Source organism: uncultured Shimia sp. (assembly GCF_947498095.1).
Lineage (GTDB): Bacteria > Pseudomonadota > Alphaproteobacteria > Rhodobacterales > Rhodobacteraceae > Shimia.
In genome coordinates this window covers 71,229-89,830 of record NZ_CANMJE010000003.1, presented here as the reverse complement: position 1 = coordinate 89,830, position 18,602 = coordinate 71,229, and the positions used below count along the sequence as shown (strand labels likewise).

At 56.1% G+C, this 18,602-nt stretch carries 18 protein-coding genes and 1 riboswitch; of the genes, 5 read left to right on the top strand and 13 right to left on the bottom strand.

The genetic code is table 11. The annotated features are described in order from the left end of the window. Nucleotides 1–21: 21 nt before the first annotated feature. From Q0932_RS06790 to Q0932_RS06765, 6 genes are all read right to left on the bottom strand, one after another. Nucleotides 22–918: a sugar kinase gene (locus tag Q0932_RS06790; protein WP_299350770.1), complete on the bottom strand. Its 897-nt coding sequence runs from the start codon at nucleotides 916–918 to the stop codon at nucleotides 22–24. Nucleotides 919–950: 32 nt separating this feature from the next. After that, nucleotides 951–1,262, bottom strand: coding sequence for a cupin (locus Q0932_RS06785; RefSeq protein WP_299350768.1), 312 nt, complete (start codon nucleotides 1,260–1,262; stop codon nucleotides 951–953). Between the two features lie 21 nt (nucleotides 1,263–1,283). Continuing rightward, entirely contained in the window at nucleotides 1,284–2,027 is a 744-nt protein-coding gene (locus tag Q0932_RS06780; RefSeq protein WP_299350767.1) for a 3-oxoacyl-ACP reductase family protein, read from the bottom strand. Between the two features lie 95 nt (nucleotides 2,028–2,122). Then, on the bottom strand, nucleotides 2,123–3,433 hold the full coding sequence (locus Q0932_RS06775) for a TRAP transporter large permease (RefSeq protein WP_299350765.1): 1,311 nt from the start codon (nucleotides 3,431–3,433) through the stop codon (nucleotides 2,123–2,125). Beyond that, complete coding sequence (locus Q0932_RS06770) at nucleotides 3,430–3,924, bottom strand: TRAP transporter small permease (RefSeq protein ID WP_299350763.1); 495 nt, start codon at nucleotides 3,922–3,924, stop codon at nucleotides 3,430–3,432. Before Q0932_RS06770 ends, Q0932_RS06775 begins: the two co-directional genes overlap by 4 nt. Before the next feature lie 94 nt (nucleotides 3,925–4,018). Then, complete coding sequence (locus Q0932_RS06765; RefSeq protein WP_299350761.1) at nucleotides 4,019–5,002, bottom strand: TRAP transporter substrate-binding protein; 984 nt, start codon at nucleotides 5,000–5,002, stop codon at nucleotides 4,019–4,021. Between the two features lie 340 nt (nucleotides 5,003–5,342). Here Q0932_RS06765 and Q0932_RS06760 point away from each other — a divergent pair, with 340 nt between their 5' ends. Next, nucleotides 5,343–6,023, top strand: coding sequence for a GntR family transcriptional regulator (locus tag Q0932_RS06760; RefSeq protein ID WP_299350759.1), 681 nt, complete (start codon nucleotides 5,343–5,345; stop codon nucleotides 6,021–6,023). A gap of 1,073 nt (nucleotides 6,024–7,096) precedes the next feature. Further along, nucleotides 7,097–8,350 (top strand): aminotransferase class V-fold PLP-dependent enzyme, encoded by a 1,254-nt coding sequence (locus tag Q0932_RS06750; RefSeq protein WP_299350757.1) that lies wholly within the window; start codon nucleotides 7,097–7,099, stop codon nucleotides 8,348–8,350. Between the two features lie 37 nt (nucleotides 8,351–8,387). Here Q0932_RS06750 and Q0932_RS06745 read toward each other — a convergent pair whose 3' ends face one another. The 5 genes from Q0932_RS06745 to Q0932_RS06725 all read right to left on the bottom strand — a co-directional run bounded on the left by Q0932_RS06745 (nucleotide 8,388) and on the right by Q0932_RS06725 (nucleotide 14,331). Then, nucleotides 8,388–9,035: a sulfotransferase family protein gene (locus tag Q0932_RS06745; RefSeq protein ID WP_299350755.1), complete on the bottom strand. Its 648-nt coding sequence runs from the start codon at nucleotides 9,033–9,035 to the stop codon at nucleotides 8,388–8,390. Nucleotides 9,036–9,157: 122 nt separating this feature from the next. Further along, nucleotides 9,158–11,983, bottom strand: coding sequence for an aminomethyl-transferring glycine dehydrogenase (gcvP, locus tag Q0932_RS06740; RefSeq protein ID WP_299350753.1), 2,826 nt, complete (start codon nucleotides 11,981–11,983; stop codon nucleotides 9,158–9,160). A 106-nt stretch (nucleotides 11,984–12,089) separates the two neighbouring features. Beyond that, a complete protein-coding gene (gene gcvH / locus Q0932_RS06735) occupies nucleotides 12,090–12,449 on the bottom strand; it encodes a glycine cleavage system protein GcvH (protein WP_299350751.1) in 360 nt (119 codons plus the stop codon). A gap of 21 nt (nucleotides 12,450–12,470) precedes the next feature. Continuing rightward, nucleotides 12,471–13,595 (bottom strand): glycine cleavage system aminomethyltransferase GcvT, encoded by a 1,125-nt coding sequence (gene gcvT / locus Q0932_RS06730; protein ID WP_299350749.1) that lies wholly within the window; start codon nucleotides 13,593–13,595, stop codon nucleotides 12,471–12,473. A gap of 160 nt (nucleotides 13,596–13,755) precedes the next feature. After that, a riboswitch (glycine riboswitch) is annotated at nucleotides 13,756–13,843 on the bottom strand. 38 nt (nucleotides 13,844–13,881) lie between these two features. Beyond that, nucleotides 13,882–14,331 carry an Rrf2 family transcriptional regulator gene (locus Q0932_RS06725; RefSeq protein WP_299351448.1) on the bottom strand — a complete coding sequence of 150 codons (450 nt, stop codon included), beginning with the start codon at nucleotides 14,329–14,331 and terminating at the stop codon, nucleotides 13,882–13,884. Nucleotides 14,332–14,427: 96 nt separating this feature from the next. Here Q0932_RS06725 and Q0932_RS06720 point away from each other — a divergent pair, with 96 nt between their 5' ends. Both Q0932_RS06720 and Q0932_RS06715 read left to right on the top strand, forming a co-directional pair. Then, nucleotides 14,428–15,033, top strand: a complete 606-nt coding sequence (locus tag Q0932_RS06720; protein WP_299350748.1) for a gamma-glutamylcyclotransferase family protein — start codon at nucleotides 14,428–14,430, stop codon at nucleotides 15,031–15,033. Nucleotides 15,034–15,125: 92 nt separating this feature from the next. Further along, a complete protein-coding gene (locus Q0932_RS06715; protein ID WP_299350746.1) occupies nucleotides 15,126–15,782 on the top strand; it encodes a DUF924 family protein in 657 nt (218 codons plus the stop codon). 16 nt (nucleotides 15,783–15,798) lie between these two features. On the opposite strand, the gene Q0932_RS06710 is transcribed toward Q0932_RS06715, so the two are convergent. Both Q0932_RS06710 and gltX read right to left on the bottom strand, forming a co-directional pair. Then, the gene (locus Q0932_RS06710; RefSeq protein ID WP_299350745.1) at nucleotides 15,799–15,990 is read right to left on the bottom strand and encodes a hypothetical protein; all 192 of its coding nucleotides are present in this window, start codon (nucleotides 15,988–15,990) and stop codon (nucleotides 15,799–15,801) included. Nucleotides 15,991–16,137: 147 nt separating this feature from the next. Further along, nucleotides 16,138–17,463, bottom strand: coding sequence for a glutamate--tRNA ligase (gene gltX, locus Q0932_RS06705; RefSeq protein ID WP_299350743.1), 1,326 nt, complete (start codon nucleotides 17,461–17,463; stop codon nucleotides 16,138–16,140). Between the two features lie 174 nt (nucleotides 17,464–17,637). Here gltX and Q0932_RS06700 point away from each other — a divergent pair, with 174 nt between their 5' ends. After that, nucleotides 17,638–18,573 (top strand): MBL fold metallo-hydrolase, encoded by a 936-nt coding sequence (locus tag Q0932_RS06700; protein ID WP_299350741.1) that lies wholly within the window; start codon nucleotides 17,638–17,640, stop codon nucleotides 18,571–18,573. Nucleotides 18,574–18,602 lie beyond the last annotated feature (29 nt).

The window sequence follows — 18,602 nt, the reverse complement described above, 5'->3', positions numbered from 1 at the left end:
TACCTTCTTGAACATAGAAGGTCATGACTCAGCCCCGTCCGCGCCAATGTCACTGCCAACTGGGACGAGCGCGCCTTTGTGCCGAACAACATGACCTGCGAGCTGGCATCCGTGCCGTATTCCCGTTTCCAGATCACCCTGTCTTAGAATACTTGCCAAAACCCCGGCATTGAAACTGTCACCGGCGGCCGTGGTGTCGACAATTTGGCTTACGGGCTCAACGTCGACCTCGCCGCGTTGCCCGGATTTTTGAAAAACCACCGGCTGGGCACTGTTTTTCACAACGATCTGGTCGACGCCTATCTCGGCATAGCGATCCAACGTCGCAATTGAGTCGCGGTCGCCAAACCATACAGCTTCGTCGTCGTACGATGGCAAAACGATATCAGAGTGTGCAGCCGCCTTAATGATCGTGTCGGTCATCTCCTGCGGGGTTGCCCAAAGCTGCGGCCGCAGGTTTGTGTCAAAGGCAACCGTTTTGCCGGACGCGCGCGCGCGGTGTAATGCATCGAACAGAACCTCGCGTGACTGTTTATCCAGTATCGCGAGGGTAATTCCCGAAAAATAGATCAGATCCGTGTCCGCAACGGCCCGCCCGAGCGCGATCTGGTCCGCCGCAAGCTGCTTGGCCGCAGAACTGCTGCGCCAATAGGAAAAGCTGCGCTCACCATTGTTAAGGTGGATGAGGTACAACCCAACTGTTTGACCCGCAACGACCTGTACATGCCCGTCGCAAATTCCGCTGTCTTTCATGAAAGTTCGCATATCCTGCGAAATCGCATCATCACCGACTGCGGTCAGATAACTGATGTCGATATCCTTGGCGATCTGCGCAAGATACCAGGTCGTGTTAAAGCTATCACCAGCAAACCCCAGCCGAAACTCTCCTGAGTGTTCAGATGGGGCCAATTCTGCCATGCATTCTCCGATTCCCAGAAACCGCATGCCGGTCACCGAATTTCGTCGCGGCGGAGTGAGAAACAGTCGTTCATTTTACCGGGTTCCATACCTTTGCAGACATTACTGTGGCCTGAAGCAATGACAAAACTGCCGACGTGACCGAACTCTTGCTCGTGATCTTCAAGTTTAAAGCGTTGTAGCCCGCCTTCAACATAGTTGGTCCGTACATGCGGATGGCAGTGCATTGCACCAATTGCTCTACTTGCCAGAAACCAAAAAGCCACGACCATAGGGTCAGAGTAGTCTGACAGCGTCGGCCGGGCGACACCGTCCCCGGCAGAGATAGTCGGGAGTTTAGACACGGGCAGCCCCTCCCCTGCGCTTTAGGAAAACAGCATGCCACCGTTCAGATCAATGTTGGCCCCTGTGATAAAGGCGCTGTCCTCGCACGCTAAGAACAACACAAGGTTGGCAGCGTCATCCACGTGACCTTGACGTTTCAGCGGCGCATTTGCTTCAAAGCCGCGGCGACCGGCATCAGGCGTGTGGATGTTGTGAAAATCGGTATCGATCATACCGGGGCACAGAGCGTTGACTCGAATGTCGGGACCCACTTCTTTCGCCAGTCCACGTGTCATGGTCATCACGGCGCCTTTGGCGGTCGCGTAAGCCACGGCACCCGGTCCACCACCGTCGCGCCCAGCCTGGCTGGCGAGATTGACGATCACGCCGGATGTCATCTTGGACAGACATGCCTGAGTCATTAGGAATGTGCTGGTCAGATTAAGGCTCATCACCGCATTCCAGTGTTCGACGGACATATCGGCAATGGTTTTGCGAGCGATCAAACCGCCAGCATTGTTGACCAGAATGTCGACACCGCCAAATGCCTCAACCGTGCGGGATACCAAAGAATCAACATCCGCTTGATTGTTGAGGTCGCCCTGTACGGCAATCGCCTTGCCGCCGTTGGCCTCAATCGCTGCGACAGCTTCATCCGCGCCCTTTGAACTTGAGAAATAGTTGATCGCGACATTCGCGCCTTCTGAGGCAAGTTTGACCGCGACGGCACGACCAATGTCGCGCCCGCCACCGGTCACGATGGCTGTTTTTCCTGCAAGTTTCATATCGATCCTTTCTTCCGCAAAGCGCATGCTTTGCTATTTTCGTAGGGTTGCATTGCATACTGGCCCTTTGACGTTCGTCTTTTAGTACGCAGCGCTTATCGGAACGCGCCCGGCATAACCGTTTTTGGGAGCCACAGAATGATTTCGGGAAATGCTGCCATCAGGATGAGAAGCACCAGCATTGGCGCAAGAATGAGGATCACCTCGCGCAGAACTTGCACGACGTTCAGCCCCCCAATTGCAGCCGAGATTAACAGGCACAATCCATAAGGCGGCGTCACCAATCCGAACGCCAGAGAGACGATACCAATGATCGCAAAGGCAATCGGATCAACGCCGCCCGCCTGTGCCACGGGCATCAGGACTGTGCCAAGAATGATGATTGTCGGGATGGCATCGATAAACAGGCCAAACAGCAGAAACAACAGTGCAATCAACAGCGCGGTGCCAAAGGGCCCAAACTCCCAAGCGGTCAAAACACTGACAATAAGGCGTGGTGCATTATAGAAAGACAAAAGCCAGCCAAATGCGGACGCCGTGCCAATGGCAAATAGCGAAATCGCGGCAAAACGCGCCGTGTCATAAAGGATGTGGCCGAGATCTTTGGGCGTCACTGTTTTGTAAACGAACATCCCAAGGATCAGAGCGTAACCTGCAGCAATAATGGCGCTTTCTGTTGGGGTAACCAGGCCACCCACAATGCCGCCAATCACAAAGACCGGTGTTAACAGTGCAAGAGCCGCGCCTTTCCAGGCAGCCCAGAACTCGCCCCAGTTCGGGGTGGCCGTCACCGGATAGTTGCGGGCTTTAGCAAACCCATAGACCGTCGCCATCAACGCCAGACCGATCAACAGGCCGGGGATCGCGCCGCCCAGGAACAATGCGCCAACAGACACCTGCATCACACCGCCCCAGACGATCATCAGGATCGACGGCGGGATGATAACACCCATCACTGACGAACACGCGGTAATCGCGACCGCAAATCTTGTGTCGTAGCCCTCTTTCTGCATGGCCGGGATCAGGATCTTGCCAATACCTGCTGCATCCGCCGTTGAAGACCCCGAAATACCGGCGAACAACATCGACACAGCAACGTTCACGTGGCCAAGGCCGCCCGGCATCCACCCGGTCAGCACACGGGCAAGCTCGATCAAACGGTCGGTAACTTTGCCAGAGTTCATAAGATTTGCCGCCAGAAGAAAAAATGGCACGGCCAAAAGTATAAACGAGTTGTAGGATTGGAACATCCGGTCAAGAACGATGAAAGGCGTCAGTCGTAGCTCAAGAAGAACAACCGGGACGGTCGCAAGGCCCAGCGCAAAGGCAACCGGAATGCGGATGAAGATCAGAACCAGAAATCCGGCGATCAGCATCATGGCGGCGGTGGCGGTATCCAGGATCATGACGAATGGCTTTCTCGGTTAAGGAATTGGGCCACGTCTTGGGACAAACGATAGCCTGAAAGCAGCAGCCAAAGCCCGCCAGCGATTGGAACAGAAATATGTGTGATCATCAGGTTTGCGCGCATCATCACGGACCGCTGCTTGCTGCCGAATTCTGCGTATTCAATGCCGTAGAACAGAAACAACGCTCCGAACACCATGATGGCGACGTGGACAATGCCCCTTTGCAGCAAACGAAAGGCTGGCGTCGTGGCATCCGGGGTAATGCGAACATCAAAGTGCGTACCGTCCCAGACCGCGACCACAGACCCGATCATGACAATCCATACGAACAAGAATGTTGCCAACTCTTCGGTCCAAAGGAATGTCGGGATCAACCCGGTGTAGCGTGAGACTACTTGCATTGCGACCGGTATCGCCAGAAGCCCCATCATCAGGCCAAGCAGGACACGCAGGCCAATACAGAACCGGTTAAGAAGAATTCCAAGCATGCGCTCTGCCCTTAGTCGTTATGTGATGCGCGAGGCGCATCAAACGTTGTGTTGACGGGCGGATCAGAAAGTTCACCGCCCGTCTACAGGGAGATTACATTCCGCGAACGTTGTTGAGCAGTTCGGTTGCGCCCAGCTCTGCAGCATAAGCGTCCTGCACCGGCTGAACCATTTCCAGCATTTTCTCGCGACCCGCGAACTCATGCACTTCAATCTGCCCAGCATCGATCATGGCTTGCAGTTTTTCACCATCCTGACCGCTTTCCAGCGCGCGACCAAAGGCGCCGGCTTCGGCACCGGCCGTCATGATGGCCGCCTGCAGGGCTTCTGGCAAACCGTCAAAGATTTTCGCCGACATCACGATCGGACGAACTGTGATTGTGTGCTGTGTCAACGAGATATGTGGCGCGACTTCGTAGAACTTCAGGTTCTGGATCGAAGCGGCTTCGTTTTCGAACCCGGCAATGACGCCAGTCTGGATCGCGTTATAGACTTCGTTATAGGCGATGGCAGACGGAGCCGCACCAACGGCGGCAAAGGTTTGCGCCTGAATTGGAGCCCCCATCACACGCATGCGGTGACCGGACAATTCATCCATGTTGGTGATGGGCTTGGCCGAGGCCAGATTGCGCACGCCGCCGCCATGATAGCCTACAATCACGATACCAGCCGCTTCGCGCAAGTCATCTTCCAAAGGCTTCAGCGCATTCGAAGACAGCACTGTGTTCCAATGGTCAAGGTCACGAAACAGGAAGGGCATATCCATCAAAGGAATGGATTCTGAGAAAACCGCCATGTTGGACGGTGCGAGGATTGTGTAATCGACCGCGACGCCCTGGTTCAGGTAGGTCACATAGTCGGATTCAACGCCCAGCTCACCGTTCAGGCGCAAGTCAAAGCTTACGTCGCCATCGTAGTTGTCGGCGACCAGACGTTCGAATTCGCGTAGGGTCTTGGTGAATGCATGCTCTTCATCAAACATGCTGGCACCGCGCAAAGTTACATCAGCCTGCGCAATGGACACACCGCTTAGAAGCATCGCCGACACGGCCATCGTTTTAAGTGAAAAATTGAACATTCTATCCTCCCAGATTTGGTTCAAGTTTTGTTTTCCTCCGGCCCTCTTTGGCCGAAAATCTCGTCCGAAACATTGCGGCCCATCGTGCTCGATCCCTGCCAACCCATCTAACGGTGACTTTAAATCCTCCCAACACGAACGAATGCCGTAAGTTCGTTCATGGCCATATTGATTAGTTAAACTGGGATACTAGTCAACTAAAAAACATTTGCATGAGCCAGAATTTCTCTATTTCACCCATAGAATAGCCGAATACTTTGTCGTCTAGTATGCAAATTTCCTCTATATTTCCTAACCATATTCTGCCAAACTGCGGTCAAACAAACATTGGAAAACAACGATGGTCGCACTTGGAAACCTTGATCGCACAACGAGCAGTGACGTTGTCTTCGACGAATTGTTTGAGCGAATCGTCCGGCTGGAACTACTTCCAGGCACCAAGATCTCGGAAACAGAAATCGCGAAATCCTTTGGATATTCCCGGCAACCAGTACGAGAGGCTTTTACCCGGCTTTCCAACCTCAATCTTTTGTTGATACGCCCGCAACGCGCAACCGTCGTAAGACCATTCTCGCGGGAATTGATTGCCAATGCCCGCTTTGTCCGAACAGCCGTTGAGCTGGAGATCGTTCGACGGGCCGCGCATGATCGCGACAAGTCGGTGGATGTAGATTTGAAAGCAAACCTGCGTGAACAGGCCGATGCAGTTTCATCAGAAGATGCCAGCCGATTTCACGATCTTGATTATCAGTTTCATAAACTTCTATGCGCTTCAGCCAAGCAGGCGTTTGCCTTCGAAATCATCGCCGAAAACAAAGCCCAGGTGGACCGTCTTTGTATGTTGGCGCTGACCAGCAAAGAAGCAATGGATGTATTGTATCAGGACCATCAAACGCTTTTGCAGGCCTTGTTTGGTGGCGATGCGGAGACGGCTGATCAAGTCCTTCGCACGCATCTCAATCGTCTGACGCCGACAATTGAGGCAATCTACACCACGCACAACGCGTATTTTGATGACTAAGCTGACGTGAGAGCCACCTAAGACTGTGACTCATCTGACTCCAACTGGTTTCTTGGCATGCAGGTAGACTAATTCTTACCAGTCTCTACTAAGCCAGCAAGACCGCCCTGTTTGCCGCTCAGAGATCGCACCACTCAGAGAGAGTTGTCGTTCGGTTGAGCTTGAAAATTGGTCGGGACTAAATGCTGGGCTCCGAATTAAAGTGGTTATCGTCTATAGCGTGTACGATTGCGTATTTCCGCATACTTCGCATACGACGAAGGCGGTGCACGGCTCGCTTTCGAAAAGGTAGGTGTGAATCCTCAACGCGATTTTTGTCTGCGCCCTGTTTTCCGTTTAACCGCATTTCCGATGACCTTCATCACACGGCATGTGAACGCAACTTGTCGCTCACGATGATTTCCGGCCGCCCATACCGTTCTATCCATTTTTTTAAATATTGGGGCAGCGGCGCGGCCTCGTCGTTTCGTAACGTAACTTTCCTGCACCTCGCCTTCGCGATCGACTGCACGCCACAGGTGAGGCTGGACGCCACTGATTTACACAAATCCTCACCCAGGCGCCATCGTCAGTTTGAACAAAACCGGGATCACTGAACCCGTCCTTTTCAGATTTCTGAAGAAAAAGCGGACCAAATCTATTCCACAAAAATCGGACTGGATCATGGCAGATATCGATGACACGTTCATGCAGCAGATCTTCGAAATCTCGCAGCCAAAGCGGGAAACGTACATACATCTTCACTACCAGCTTAATGAACTCGGGCTTCGTTTTGAAATACTAGAAAGTGTCGCGTTTTGCCGTGACCTGAAGCTAGAAGTCCACCCTGCATGCTTGAACGGAGCTTCTAAGACAACATCCAAATTCTTTGTAAATTGGAGATTTCGGTTGACACCTGTTAGTCTACCATTGCGTCCACTGCCACCTATACCCCATCATTGTTGGTCATCCGCCTTGGTTCGCCAGTCGCCCCTTGATGCCCCACGTGGGATCGTCGTTGACAGAGGTGATGGTTTTGCCCGAGATGGCCATACGTCAAAGCCAAACGCTCTGAACACTGACAGGACTTTTCGATGATCCAAGACAACCCCGCCCTGATCGCCGTCATCCGCGACCGGTTTGCTCATGTTGACAGCTGCCCGTTTCAGGGTCCGCGCATCTTTTTTGAGAATGCTGGCGGTGCGCTCACGTTGAAGTCGGCGGTTGAAACCTCTGCGAAATATGCCGCGATCCCGGATAATCAGGGTCGTGACAACCCTGCGGCCCATGCTTTGGTGGCCACGATCAATGCTGCCAAAGCGGACCTGGCTGTACTAATGAACGCGTCTTCAGGTCAGTTTTTTGCAGGCGAAAGTGGCACCGAACTGCTGTTTCGCCTGATCCGCACGGCCTGTGTCAATGTACCCAAGGGCTCAAAGGTAATCGGGTCGTCCATCGAACACCCCGCCAGCCGCAGCGCCGCGCGACGCTGGGCAGACATTGCAGGGCTGGAGTATGTGAATGTCCCGCACGACGACGCCACAGGCATGGTCACAGCAGAACACTACGCGCGCCACATGACGCCGGACGTGCGCGTGGCGACCATCCTGCATGCGTCACCTGTGACCGGCATGGGCATGGATGTCGCGGCGATTTCCAAGGCAATCCGCGCGGTGGCACCAGACTGTTTGATCATCGTCGATGGCATTCAACATGCCGCGCACGGGCAAATGGATCTTGATGCCTACAACGTCGATGGCTACGCAATCTCGCCTTACAAAATGTTCTCGCGCCACGGATATGGCATTGCGTGGATTTCAGATCGGCTGAGCCTTTTGCCACATGACAAGCTGATCGATGCACCTGCGGACGGGTGGGAGTTTGGCACCCGCGATACCGGCGCCTATGCCACAGTCTCTGACGTGGTCGCCTATTTTGACTGGCTCGGTGGCGAGGTCTCGGACGAAACTGATCCACGCGCCCGGATCGAGGCTGCAGGCCGCGCCATTCATGCCTATGAGACCCATCTGACGGACGCCATGATCAACGGCATCGGCAACCTGCCTGGCTTGCGCAATATGGATCACGTCACGATCCTTGCGGGCGCCGATAACCCCGCCCGCGAAGGGCTGGTGTCGATCGTTGTTCAGGACATGGCATCACCCGATGTGGTGACAATGCTGAACGACCAAGGCATTCGCACCCACACCCGCAAGGCCGATCACTATAGTGGCAACGTGCTGGACCCGCTGGGGCTTAGCGACTGCATCCGCATCTCGCTATGTCACTACAACACCGAGCAAGAGATCGCGCGGCTGCTGACAGCGCTGAACGAAATCGGAAAATAGAAAACAGCGTGCCGGGCAGTATGTGCTGGCAGACGCTTCAGGCTTGCCAGGTGACGGTGCCATCCCGACCGACAACACGTCGCAGCCCGTGAATGACCTTGCTGACAACCCGCCGTGAACGGGATTTGGAGGGCGTATAAGTCCCCTTAAAGGAATGCGGGAACGGTTCATCGGGGATGTCCCGTTGCAGAAAGGTGCACAGCTCTTCCCAGCCCGCACCCGCGCAGAAATCCACCACCAAAAGATCCTTTGGGCGATCTGCAAAATAGGCCTGAACCTCGCGATTGTGGCGGCGATAGCGCTCGATAAACACATCCTCGAACCCAACCGGAAACCCAACACCGTAGACAAGTTTCTGCATCGGGTCCGGGCCAAACCCGAGGTGGTTGACCACGCTTTGCAGCCATTCTTTTTCATCTCGCACTGTCAGGATAAACTTACTGCCCGGATACCTTGCGTCCAACTCGGGGTATATCAATGGCCAAGGATTGTCATCAAACGCCTCATTGCGATCAGCCACTTCAAAGGTTGGTGCCAAATCACCGCGCCGCAAAGACGGGATCAAGTGCTTGCTCCCGCCCTCCATCTTATACCCAAGGAGCCTGAAGGCCGTGCAGAGGGTCGTGGTTGCGGTTTTCTGAAAGCCGATCCCAAAAATCTTGGGGGAAGCCACTGGGTTGGACATATGTGCCTCTCGGATCGTGTCGCGAGACCCTAGATTTGCGCCTTTCGGCTGTCAATCAAGCACAATGCCGCCACGCCGCCCATCTCGGAAAAAAGGCCCCGCGGATGCGAGGCCTTTCTTGATTAGTCTTCGACGTAATCTTCCATCGGTGGGCAGATACAAACGAGGTTCCGATCCCCCCATGCGTTGTCGACGCGGTTGACCGGAGGCCAGTACTTGTCGACTCGGAAGGCGCCCGGAGGGAAACAACCCTGTTCGCGGCTATAGGGACGATCCCACTCACCAACCAGATCCTGCGTCGTGTGAGGCGCGTTTTTCAATGGGTTGTTTTCCGCATCCATTCGCCCTTCTTCGATCTCGCGGATTTCCTCGCGGATTGCCAGCATCGCATCACAGAAACGGTCCAGCTCGGCCTTGGTTTCAGACTCGGTCGGCTCAATCATCAGGGTGCCTGCCACGGGCCAGCTCATCGTGGGCGCATGGAAACCCGCATCCATCAAACGCTTGGCAATATCGTCCACTGTGACCCCTGCGCTTTCATCATAGGGGCGGGTGTCGATGATGCACTCATGTGCAACGCGCCCGGTTGGGCCCTTGTAAAGCACGTCATAGGCGCCCTCGAGCCGCTTGGCGATGTAGTTGGCATTCAAAATGGCAACACGGGTCGCCTGGGTCAGACCCTCACCGCCCATCAGCAAGATGTAAGCCCAGCTGATCGTCAGGATTGACGCCGACCCGTAAGGTGCGGCACTGACAGCGCCCGCTTTTTCCGGCAGGTGTGGCACGAGATGTGCCTTGACCCCGATGGGACCCATGCCGGGGCCGCCGCCACCATGTGGAATGGCAAAGGTTTTGTGCAGGTTCAGGTGACTGACGTCGCCGCCCAGATCACCGGGACGCGACAGGCCCACCATTGCGTTCATGTTGGCACCGTCGATATAGACCTGCCCGCCGTGGTCGTGGGTGATCTTGCAGACCTCGATCACGGTTTCCTCGAACACACCATGGGTCGACGGATAGGTGATCATGCAGCCCGCAAGGTTGTCGGCGTGCTGCGCAGCCTTGTCACGGAAGTCTTCGAGATCAATATCGCCGTTCTCAGCTGACTTCACCGGCACAACCTTCCAACCGACCATGTGGGCCGACGCCGGGTTGGTGCCGTGTGCGCTCATCGGAATCAGGCAGACATTGCGATGCGTGTCACCACGTGCTGCGTGGTAATCGGCAATCGTCAACAGCCCGGCGTATTCACCTTGCGCACCCGAGTTGGGCTGCATCGAGAAGTCATCATAGCCGGTGATGTCACACAGCTTGGCGGAAAGATCGCGCAGCATGATGTGATAGCCTTCGGCCTGATCCACCGGACAGAACGGGTGCAGGCGCGAGAAATCCCGACTGCTGAGCGGCATCATCTCGGCGGCTGAGTTCAGCTTCATTGTGCAAGACCCAAGCGGGATCATGGCACGATCCAGCGCAAGGTCGCGGTCTGACAAGCGACGCATGTACCGCATCATCTCAGTCTCGGCGCGGTTCATGTGAAAGATCGGGTGTGTCAGATACTCGGTCTTGCGATGCATGCCCTCGGGAACGCGGTACTCGGGGCTGAAATCATCATCCAGACGCGTGATGCCAAAGGCACGCCAGACCTTTTCGATGATGCGCGGGCGAGTGGCCTCGTCCAGGGTGATGCCTACGCGGCGCTCGCCGACGCGGCGCAGGTTGATCCCCTCGTCCACCGCAGATTTGATCACGGCTTCCTGCAACGGGCCAACATCAACGGTGATCGTGTCAAAGAACACTTTCGGGTCGACTTTGAAGCCGTTGGCTTCAAGCCCGTTTGCCAGCCGGACCGTCTTGCGATGGATGCGTTGCGCGATGGCCTTAAGCCCTTTGGGACCGTGGAACACCGCATACATCGACGCCATAACCGCCAGCAAAGCTTGCGCCGTGCAGACGTTCGACGTGGCCTTCTCGCGGCGAATATGCTGTTCACGGGTCTGAAGTGACAGGCGGTAGGCCTTGTTGCCACGCGCGTCGATCGACACACCGACAATCCGGCCCGGCATATTGCGTTTATAGGCGTCCTTGGTCGCCATATAGGCCGCATGTGGACCACCATAACCGATCGGCACACCAAAGCGTTGCGTGCTGCCTACGGCGATGTCCGCGCCCATGGCGCCGGGTTCTTTCAGCAAGGTCAGCGACAAGGGGTCTGCCGAGACAATGCCAATCGCCTTGTGCTCATGTAGCGCCGCAATGTGATCGGTATAGTCCCGTACGTGACCGTAGGTTCCGGGGTATTGGAACAACGCGCCAAAAACCGCGCTGGCGTCCATCTTGTCTGGGTTACCGACAATCACCTCAATCCCCAAAGGCTTTGCGCGAGTCTGGATCACCTCGATGTTTTGCGGGTGGCAATCGCGGTCGACAAAGAACGCCTTGGATTTGGACTTGGACACGCGCTCGGCCATGGTCATGGCTTCGGCGCAGGCCGTGGATTCATCCAGCAACGAAGCGTTGGCAATTTCCAGTCCGGTCAGGTCCGAAATCATCGTCTGAAAGTTCAACAACGCCTCGAGCCGGCCTTGTGAAATCTCAGGCTGGTAAGGGGTATAGGCCGTGTACCACGCCGGGTTTTCCATGATGTTGCGCTGGATCGCAGGCGGCGTCACCGTGCCGTGATACCCCTGCCCGATCAGGCTGGTCAGAACCTTATTCTTGGCCCCTGTCACCCGCATGTAGTGCAGCAATTCGCGTTCGGACATTGGTTTGCCAAAATCCAGTGCCTCGGCCTGGCGGATACTCTCTGGCACAGTGTCCTCGATTAGTGCATCGAGGTCGGGCGCCCCGACTACGTCAAGCATACCCTCCATCTCTTCGGGAGACGGCCCAATATGGCGGCGGTTGGCAAAATCGTACGGAAGGTATTCGGTCGGTTTGAATGGCATGTCATCCTCCAACAAAGGTCCTGCGATGCGCCTAGGCGTGCGCACCATCCGGGCTGGTCACTGCCCAAGTCTTCAAAAAATGCGGGACCAGCGGCCCCGCCACACGTCAGCCGATAAAATCGTTGTAAGCGGCTTCGTCCATGTAATCGTCCATCTGGGATGGATCCGCGGCTTTGATCTTGAAGAACCAAGCGTCCCCGGTTGGGTCTTCGTTGACCTTGCCCGGCTCATCAACAAGCGCTTCGTTGACCTCGGTGATTTCGCCATCAATTGGCGCCAGAATATCCGAAGCGGCCTTGACCGATTCAATCACGCAAACTTCTTCGTCTTTGGTGACTTCAGTGCCGGCCTCGGGCAGTTCGATAAACACTACATCGCCCAACTGCTCGGACGCGTGGGCCGTAATGCCAACCACCACGACGTCGTCTTCGACGCGCAGCCATTCATGTTCTTCTGTGAATTTCATATGCTTCTTCTCCCAGATTGATCAGCGTTTGAAATTGGAGGGTACCAGCGGCATCTTTGCCACCGTAACTGGCAAACGTTTGCCGCGCACCTCACCGAATACTTCTGTTCCGACAGCCGCCTGGCTGCTGCCGACATATCCCATAGCCACAGGTCCACCCAAGGTGGGTCCGAACCCGCCCGAGGTCACTTCGCCTATGGGGTCGCCACCTTCTTCGGCGGCAAAAAGGGGCGTTCCCGCCCGCATCGGAGCGCGTCCTTGCGGCGCGAGGCCGACGCGTTTGCGGGCAACGCCTTCGGCGAAATCCCCGAATATGCGCGAGGCACCGGGAAACCCGCCAGCGCGATCCCCACCGGGACGACGCACCTTTTGGATGGCCCAGGTCAGTGCAGCTTCGATTGGCGATGTCGAGGTGTCGATGTCATTACCATAAAGGCAAAGACCACCTTCGAGCCGCAAGCTATCGCGGGCCCCAAGGCCAATGCCCTCGACCTCTTCCATCACCAACAGCGCACGGGCCAGAGCCTCGGCCTCAGTGGCAGGCACCGAGATTTCATATCCGTCTTCTCCGGTGTACCCGGAGCGAGACACCCAGCACTCGGAGCCATTCAGGTCGACCGTTGCAACATCCATAAAGGACATCTCGGCAACCGACGGATTAAGCCGGGCCAATGCTGTTTCGGCAGCCGGGCCCTGCAGTGCGATCAGCGCGCGATCCTCGATCACTTCGACGGTAACGTTCGGTTCCAGTACAGCTTTCATGCGGACAATGTCGCCCTCTTTGCAGGCGGCGTTAACCACGACGAACAGGTGATCACCCCGATTGGCAAACATCAGGTCATCGTCGATGCCCCCGGCGTCATTGGTGAAAAGACCGTAGCGCTGTCGGCCTTCGTCCAGGCCCAGCACATCCATCGGCACCAGCGTTTCAAAAGCCGCTGCCACCGCCGCGTAGCTGTCGCCACGAAGGATGACTTGTCCCATGTGACTGACATCGAACAACCCGGCCCCGGCACGGGTGTGCAGATGCTCTTTCATCACACCAAGGGGATATTGTACTGGCATTTTATAGCCCGCAAAAGGCACCATCTTGGCACCAAGCTCGGCGTGTAGATCGAACAGTGGCGTGCGTAACAGCTCACCCATAATTTCGCTCCTTCCTGTCCGGAGCGCTTTGATCGTGGAAAGCATCCGGCATCACTCTGTCGCGCGATTTTGCTCGCGCGGGCGATGCCCCCTCTGTCCTTTCGCCTGAGATCGTTATCCCTTCGGCGGACGCATACGCGCCTCTCTCCAGAGTTCTCGTTTTAGCAAGTCGGTCCTTGAGGCCTGAGAGTTTCCGGGGCGGTTGCTCCTTCGGCACCGGATCACTCCGGTTCTCCCGACTCGCTTGGCGTATACCGTAGTGTCCCGAATTCAGGCTGGCAAGAGCCTAAGGCACGTCGCAGGGTTCGGGTGCCAGAATGTTCATCAAAACGGGATTGTCACATGTCAGAAAATCCAACGTAACCCCATCCAAACGCTTGTAAAAAGCCTCAACCGCCTCATGCAATGCATCGCGCAGCCTGCAAGCCTCGACCAGCGGGCAGGTGCTGTCCGCATCGGCAAAACACTCGGCGACAGGCACCGGCGCTTCCATCACGCGAAAGATCTTCCCGATCTCAATCTTGTCCGGCTCATCCGCCAGCTTTAGGCCACCGTTGCGGCCGCGTTGCGTGTTGATGACGCCCATCTGGCCCAACTGGTTGATGACCTGTGCCAGGTGATTTTCCGAAGCCTTGCACACCTCAGAGATTTCCGATTTGGTCACCAGTCGATCACGATGCGCAGCGCAGAACATCAGTACGCGGATCGCGATATTGGTTCTCTTAGTAATACGCACAGAAACTCCGATGATCACAAAAAACGATCTGGCCACTATGCATCCTAAATACATCTTTCCAATTGACATGGATCAAGGGCAAGGCATGGTCTGCCCATGAAACGACCCTATTTCTTTGGCTACGGCAGCCTTGTGAACCGAAATACGCATGATTTCGAAGATGCACATCCCGCGCAGCTTCGCGGCTGGCGGCGAATCTGGCGGCATACAAACCTGCGGCCCGTGGCCTATTTGACAGTCATTCCGGACCCAAGCTCCCAGATCGACGGATTGATTGCCCACGTCCCGAACGACGATTGGACCGCCTTGGATTATCGCGAACGCGCCTATGACCGCGCCGCTGTCTCCGATCATGTCCGTCACACCAAAGACGATGAGATCAACGTTGCAGTCTATACGGTGCCGCATGGAAAGCACGGGATCCCTTCGGTCGAGCATCCGCTGTTGCTGAGCTATATTGATGTGGTCGTCCAAGGGTATCTGAGCGAGTTCGGAGAACCCGGCGTCGCACATTTCTTTGAAACCACCGTTGGCTGGTCGGCGCCGGTGTTGAATGATCGCGCCCGCCCGATCTATCCGCGTCACCAAATCTTAAGCGGAGATGAGACGCGACTTGTCGATGACAATCTCAAAGCCCTCGGCGTCGTGCCGATGGACTGGCCGAATGGCGATCTCAACGCATGGACGGGAGATCCTGATTAATCTGGTCCACGTCGTGCCATGCGAATTGGTTTGGGCAATTCCGCCTTGGCGCGTAACCTGACACCTAAACCCGACGCGCGAAAGGACGGTTCATGGCCACGACAGACCACACGCCCGAGAGTGTTTTAGAGTTCTGGTTTCCCGACACGGGGCACCAATATGACGCAGAAGCGCACGGCGCATTCTGGGACGAACGCATGCAGGGCGGTATGGACGCGCGCATTATCTCAGATTTCGCAGACCTGACGTTGGCAGCGGCTCGGGGACAGTTGGATCATTGGGCAGAGACCCCGCGTGGCCGACTGGCCCTGTTGATCGCACTGGATCAGTTTCCGCGATCCCTGTGGCGCGACACACCCGCAGCTTTTGCGCAAGACATCAAGGCCGCCAGATTGGCGATGGCAGGAATTGAGAACGGCCATATAGATGCACTTGAGCCGTGGGAGATGGGCTTTTTTGTGATTGCCATTGGCCATTGCGAAGGGCCGGATCATCTTGAGCGCATGCAAAAACTGCCGCCAGTGATCGACAGGATCGTGGCCAAGATGCCAGACTGTCTGGCGCCAATGGCGGACGGGTTTACCAACCAGCACGAGCGGGTTTGCGGGGTGTTGGCGCGGTTTGGTCGTCATCCCCACCGCAACGCCGTACTTGGGCGCCCAAGCACGCCAGAGGAAGAAGCCTATGTTGCGGACGGCGATTTCCCACACGTGCGCAAGGTTGAGGATGTCGTCGCCGCCAAACCCTAACGCGAGAAGGCCGACGTCAGGTTGGGCAGACCATATCCTGCCCACAGCACATGGGTGATTTGATCTTGCCCTCGCACTTGGGGCAACGCGAAATCTGCACCTCGGTGCCGTCATCCTTGATCAGTGTGTCGTTCACAAGTGCTTCATTGCAATCAGCACAGGTCGCATTCACGCCCATGCCACATGCTCCACAACGATAAGTCGCCATATCTTTCCTCCTGTTCGCTCTGTCAGGGTGGAGGAAATTACCCGGCGGATCAATCGTCAACTTTCCCGTGCCGCGGCTGTCCGAGGCTGCACAGGCACAAAAACCCCTACAATCTCTCGCAAAGGCTTTTGTTAGTTTGGAGCGGGATCAGCCGCGCGCCTTGATAACCTGCAACAGCGGCAGCACGGCGGACATGTCTGGCCCGTGGCTTTGCCCGGTCAGCGCTTTGCGCAATGGCATGAACAATCCACGCCCTTTGCGGCCTGTGGCCTCTTTGACGGCTTTGGTCCAAGCACCCCACGTGTCGCCATCAAAGGGACCTTCGGGCAAAAGCGCCATAGCCTCGGCCACGAACGCTTTGTCTTCGTCATCAATCACCGGCTCGGCGCCGTTGGTAAAGAGATCCCACCACGTCGCAAGATCTTTGCGGGTGACAATATTTTCGCGCGTGACGTTCCAGAATTGCTCGGCCAGTTCGGTTGGTACGCCAGCAGCGGCCACATCCGCTGCCACATCCGCCAGGGGCAGTTCGTGCAGCACGCGGGCAGTCAACGGATAAAGATCCTGCTCATCGAACTTGGTCGGGGCAGAGCCGAAATGGCCAATGTCAAAGCCTTCTACAACTTCATCCATCGCGCCGCGCAGTTCCACAGGATCAGAAGACCCAAGACGCGCCATTAGGCTGACAAGGGCCATCGGCTCAACACCGGCCTCGCGCAGATCACGTAAGGACAGCGTGCCGAGACGCTTTGACAGCGCCTCGCCCTGGGGACCGGTCAACAACGAGTGATGCGCAAAGCTGGGGACCGTGCCGCCCAGCGCCTTGATGATTTGAATCTGTGTCGCGGTGTTGGTGACGTGGTCCGAGCCGCGCACCACATGAGTAACACCAAAGTCGATGTCATCACAGACCGAGGCCGGTGTATAAAGGAATTGCCCGTCACCCCGGATCAAGACCGGGTCAGACACCGAGGCCGCATCAATCGAAAGATCGCCCAGAATACCATCAGTCCACTCAATGCGTTCCTGATCCAGTTTGAAACGCCAGTGGCCATTGCCACGCTCGGCGCGCAACGAATCTTTCTCAGCATCCGACAGATCCAGAGCCGCGCGGTCATAGACCGGTGGCTTGCCCATGTTGAGCTGTTTCTTGCGCTTGAGGTCCAGTTCGGTCGGGGTCTCAAAGCATTCGTACAAGCGGCCATTGTCACGCAGGTCTTGCGCGGCTTGTTCGTAGCGGTCCAGACGATCCGACTGACGCTCGATCCGGTCCCATGTCAGACCCAGCCATTCCAGATCCTGCTGGATCGCGTCCACGTATTCCTGTTTCGAGCGCTCGGGATCGGTGTCATCGATGCGCAGGATAAAGGTGCCACCTGCCTTGCGCGCGATGAGATAGTTCATCAACGCGGTGCGAAGGTTGCCAACATGGATATAGCCCGTGGGAGAGGGCGCAAAACGAGTCGTGGTCATGGGAGTCTCCTGTTGCGGCCTCCCATTCCATGAAATTGTGGCTTTGTCCAGAAAAGCCATGCGAGCACAGCGGCTGAGATTGCGACCAGAGCTTTTGTCACAAACTATTTATCCGGTTTGATTTCTATATTTTCGCTCTATCTTCCAAAATATCGATAATTTGGAGGACTCGCCATGACCCTAAAATCACCGCTAATCAATCGCCGTTCTGTTTTGATGGGCGCCGCAGCCACACCCATTGCCCTGACCGCCGCAACATCTGCGCAAGCCAAGGCCGAGATGATGGGGGTCGGCACCACCCGCTTCAATCGCATGAAGCTGGGCAATTTCGAAGTCACCACTCTGTTGGTCGGCACTCGCACCGTAGAAGGCCCTCAGAACATCTTTGGCATGAATGTCAGTGCCGAAAAGTTTGCGACGGCCTCGCAAGCTGCCAACCTGCCGACCGACAAGGCACAATTCTTCTTTACTCCGACGGTGGTGAACACAGGCAGCGAATTGGTGCTGTTTGACACCGGACTGAACCCGGAAGCGATCACCGGCGCGTTGCAGGCGGCAGGCTATAGCCCCGACCAGATCGACACCGTTGTCATCACCCACATGCACGGGGACCACATCGGTGGCCTGGCGGGCGAAGGCGGCGTCACTTTCGCCGATGCGCGCCATGTGACCGGTTCGGCCGAGATGAACTTCTGGAGCGGCACCGAAGGCAAGAACAAAGCGTTTGAAGCCAAAGTACGACCAAATATGGAACGGATCGAGATGCTGGACGATGGCGCCAGTGTGGCTTCGGGCATCACCGCGATGGCTGCTTTTGGCCACACCCCGGGCCACATGGCTTATATGCTGGAAAGCGAAGGCCAACAGCTGGCAATCGCTGCAGATTTTGCCAACCACTATGTGTGGTCGCTTGCCCATCCCGATTGGGAGGTCAAGTTTGACATGGACAAATCCGCCGCCGCCATGACTCGTAAGAAGATGCTGGACATGCTGGCCGCCGACAAAGTTCCTTTTGTTGGCTATCATATGCCTTGGCCTGCGGTTGGCTATGTCGCGACCCACGGCGATGGCTATCACTATGTTCCAGCCAGCTATCAGTTGATGCTGTAAGGAAATCGCTGACCAAGACTTTCAGAGGC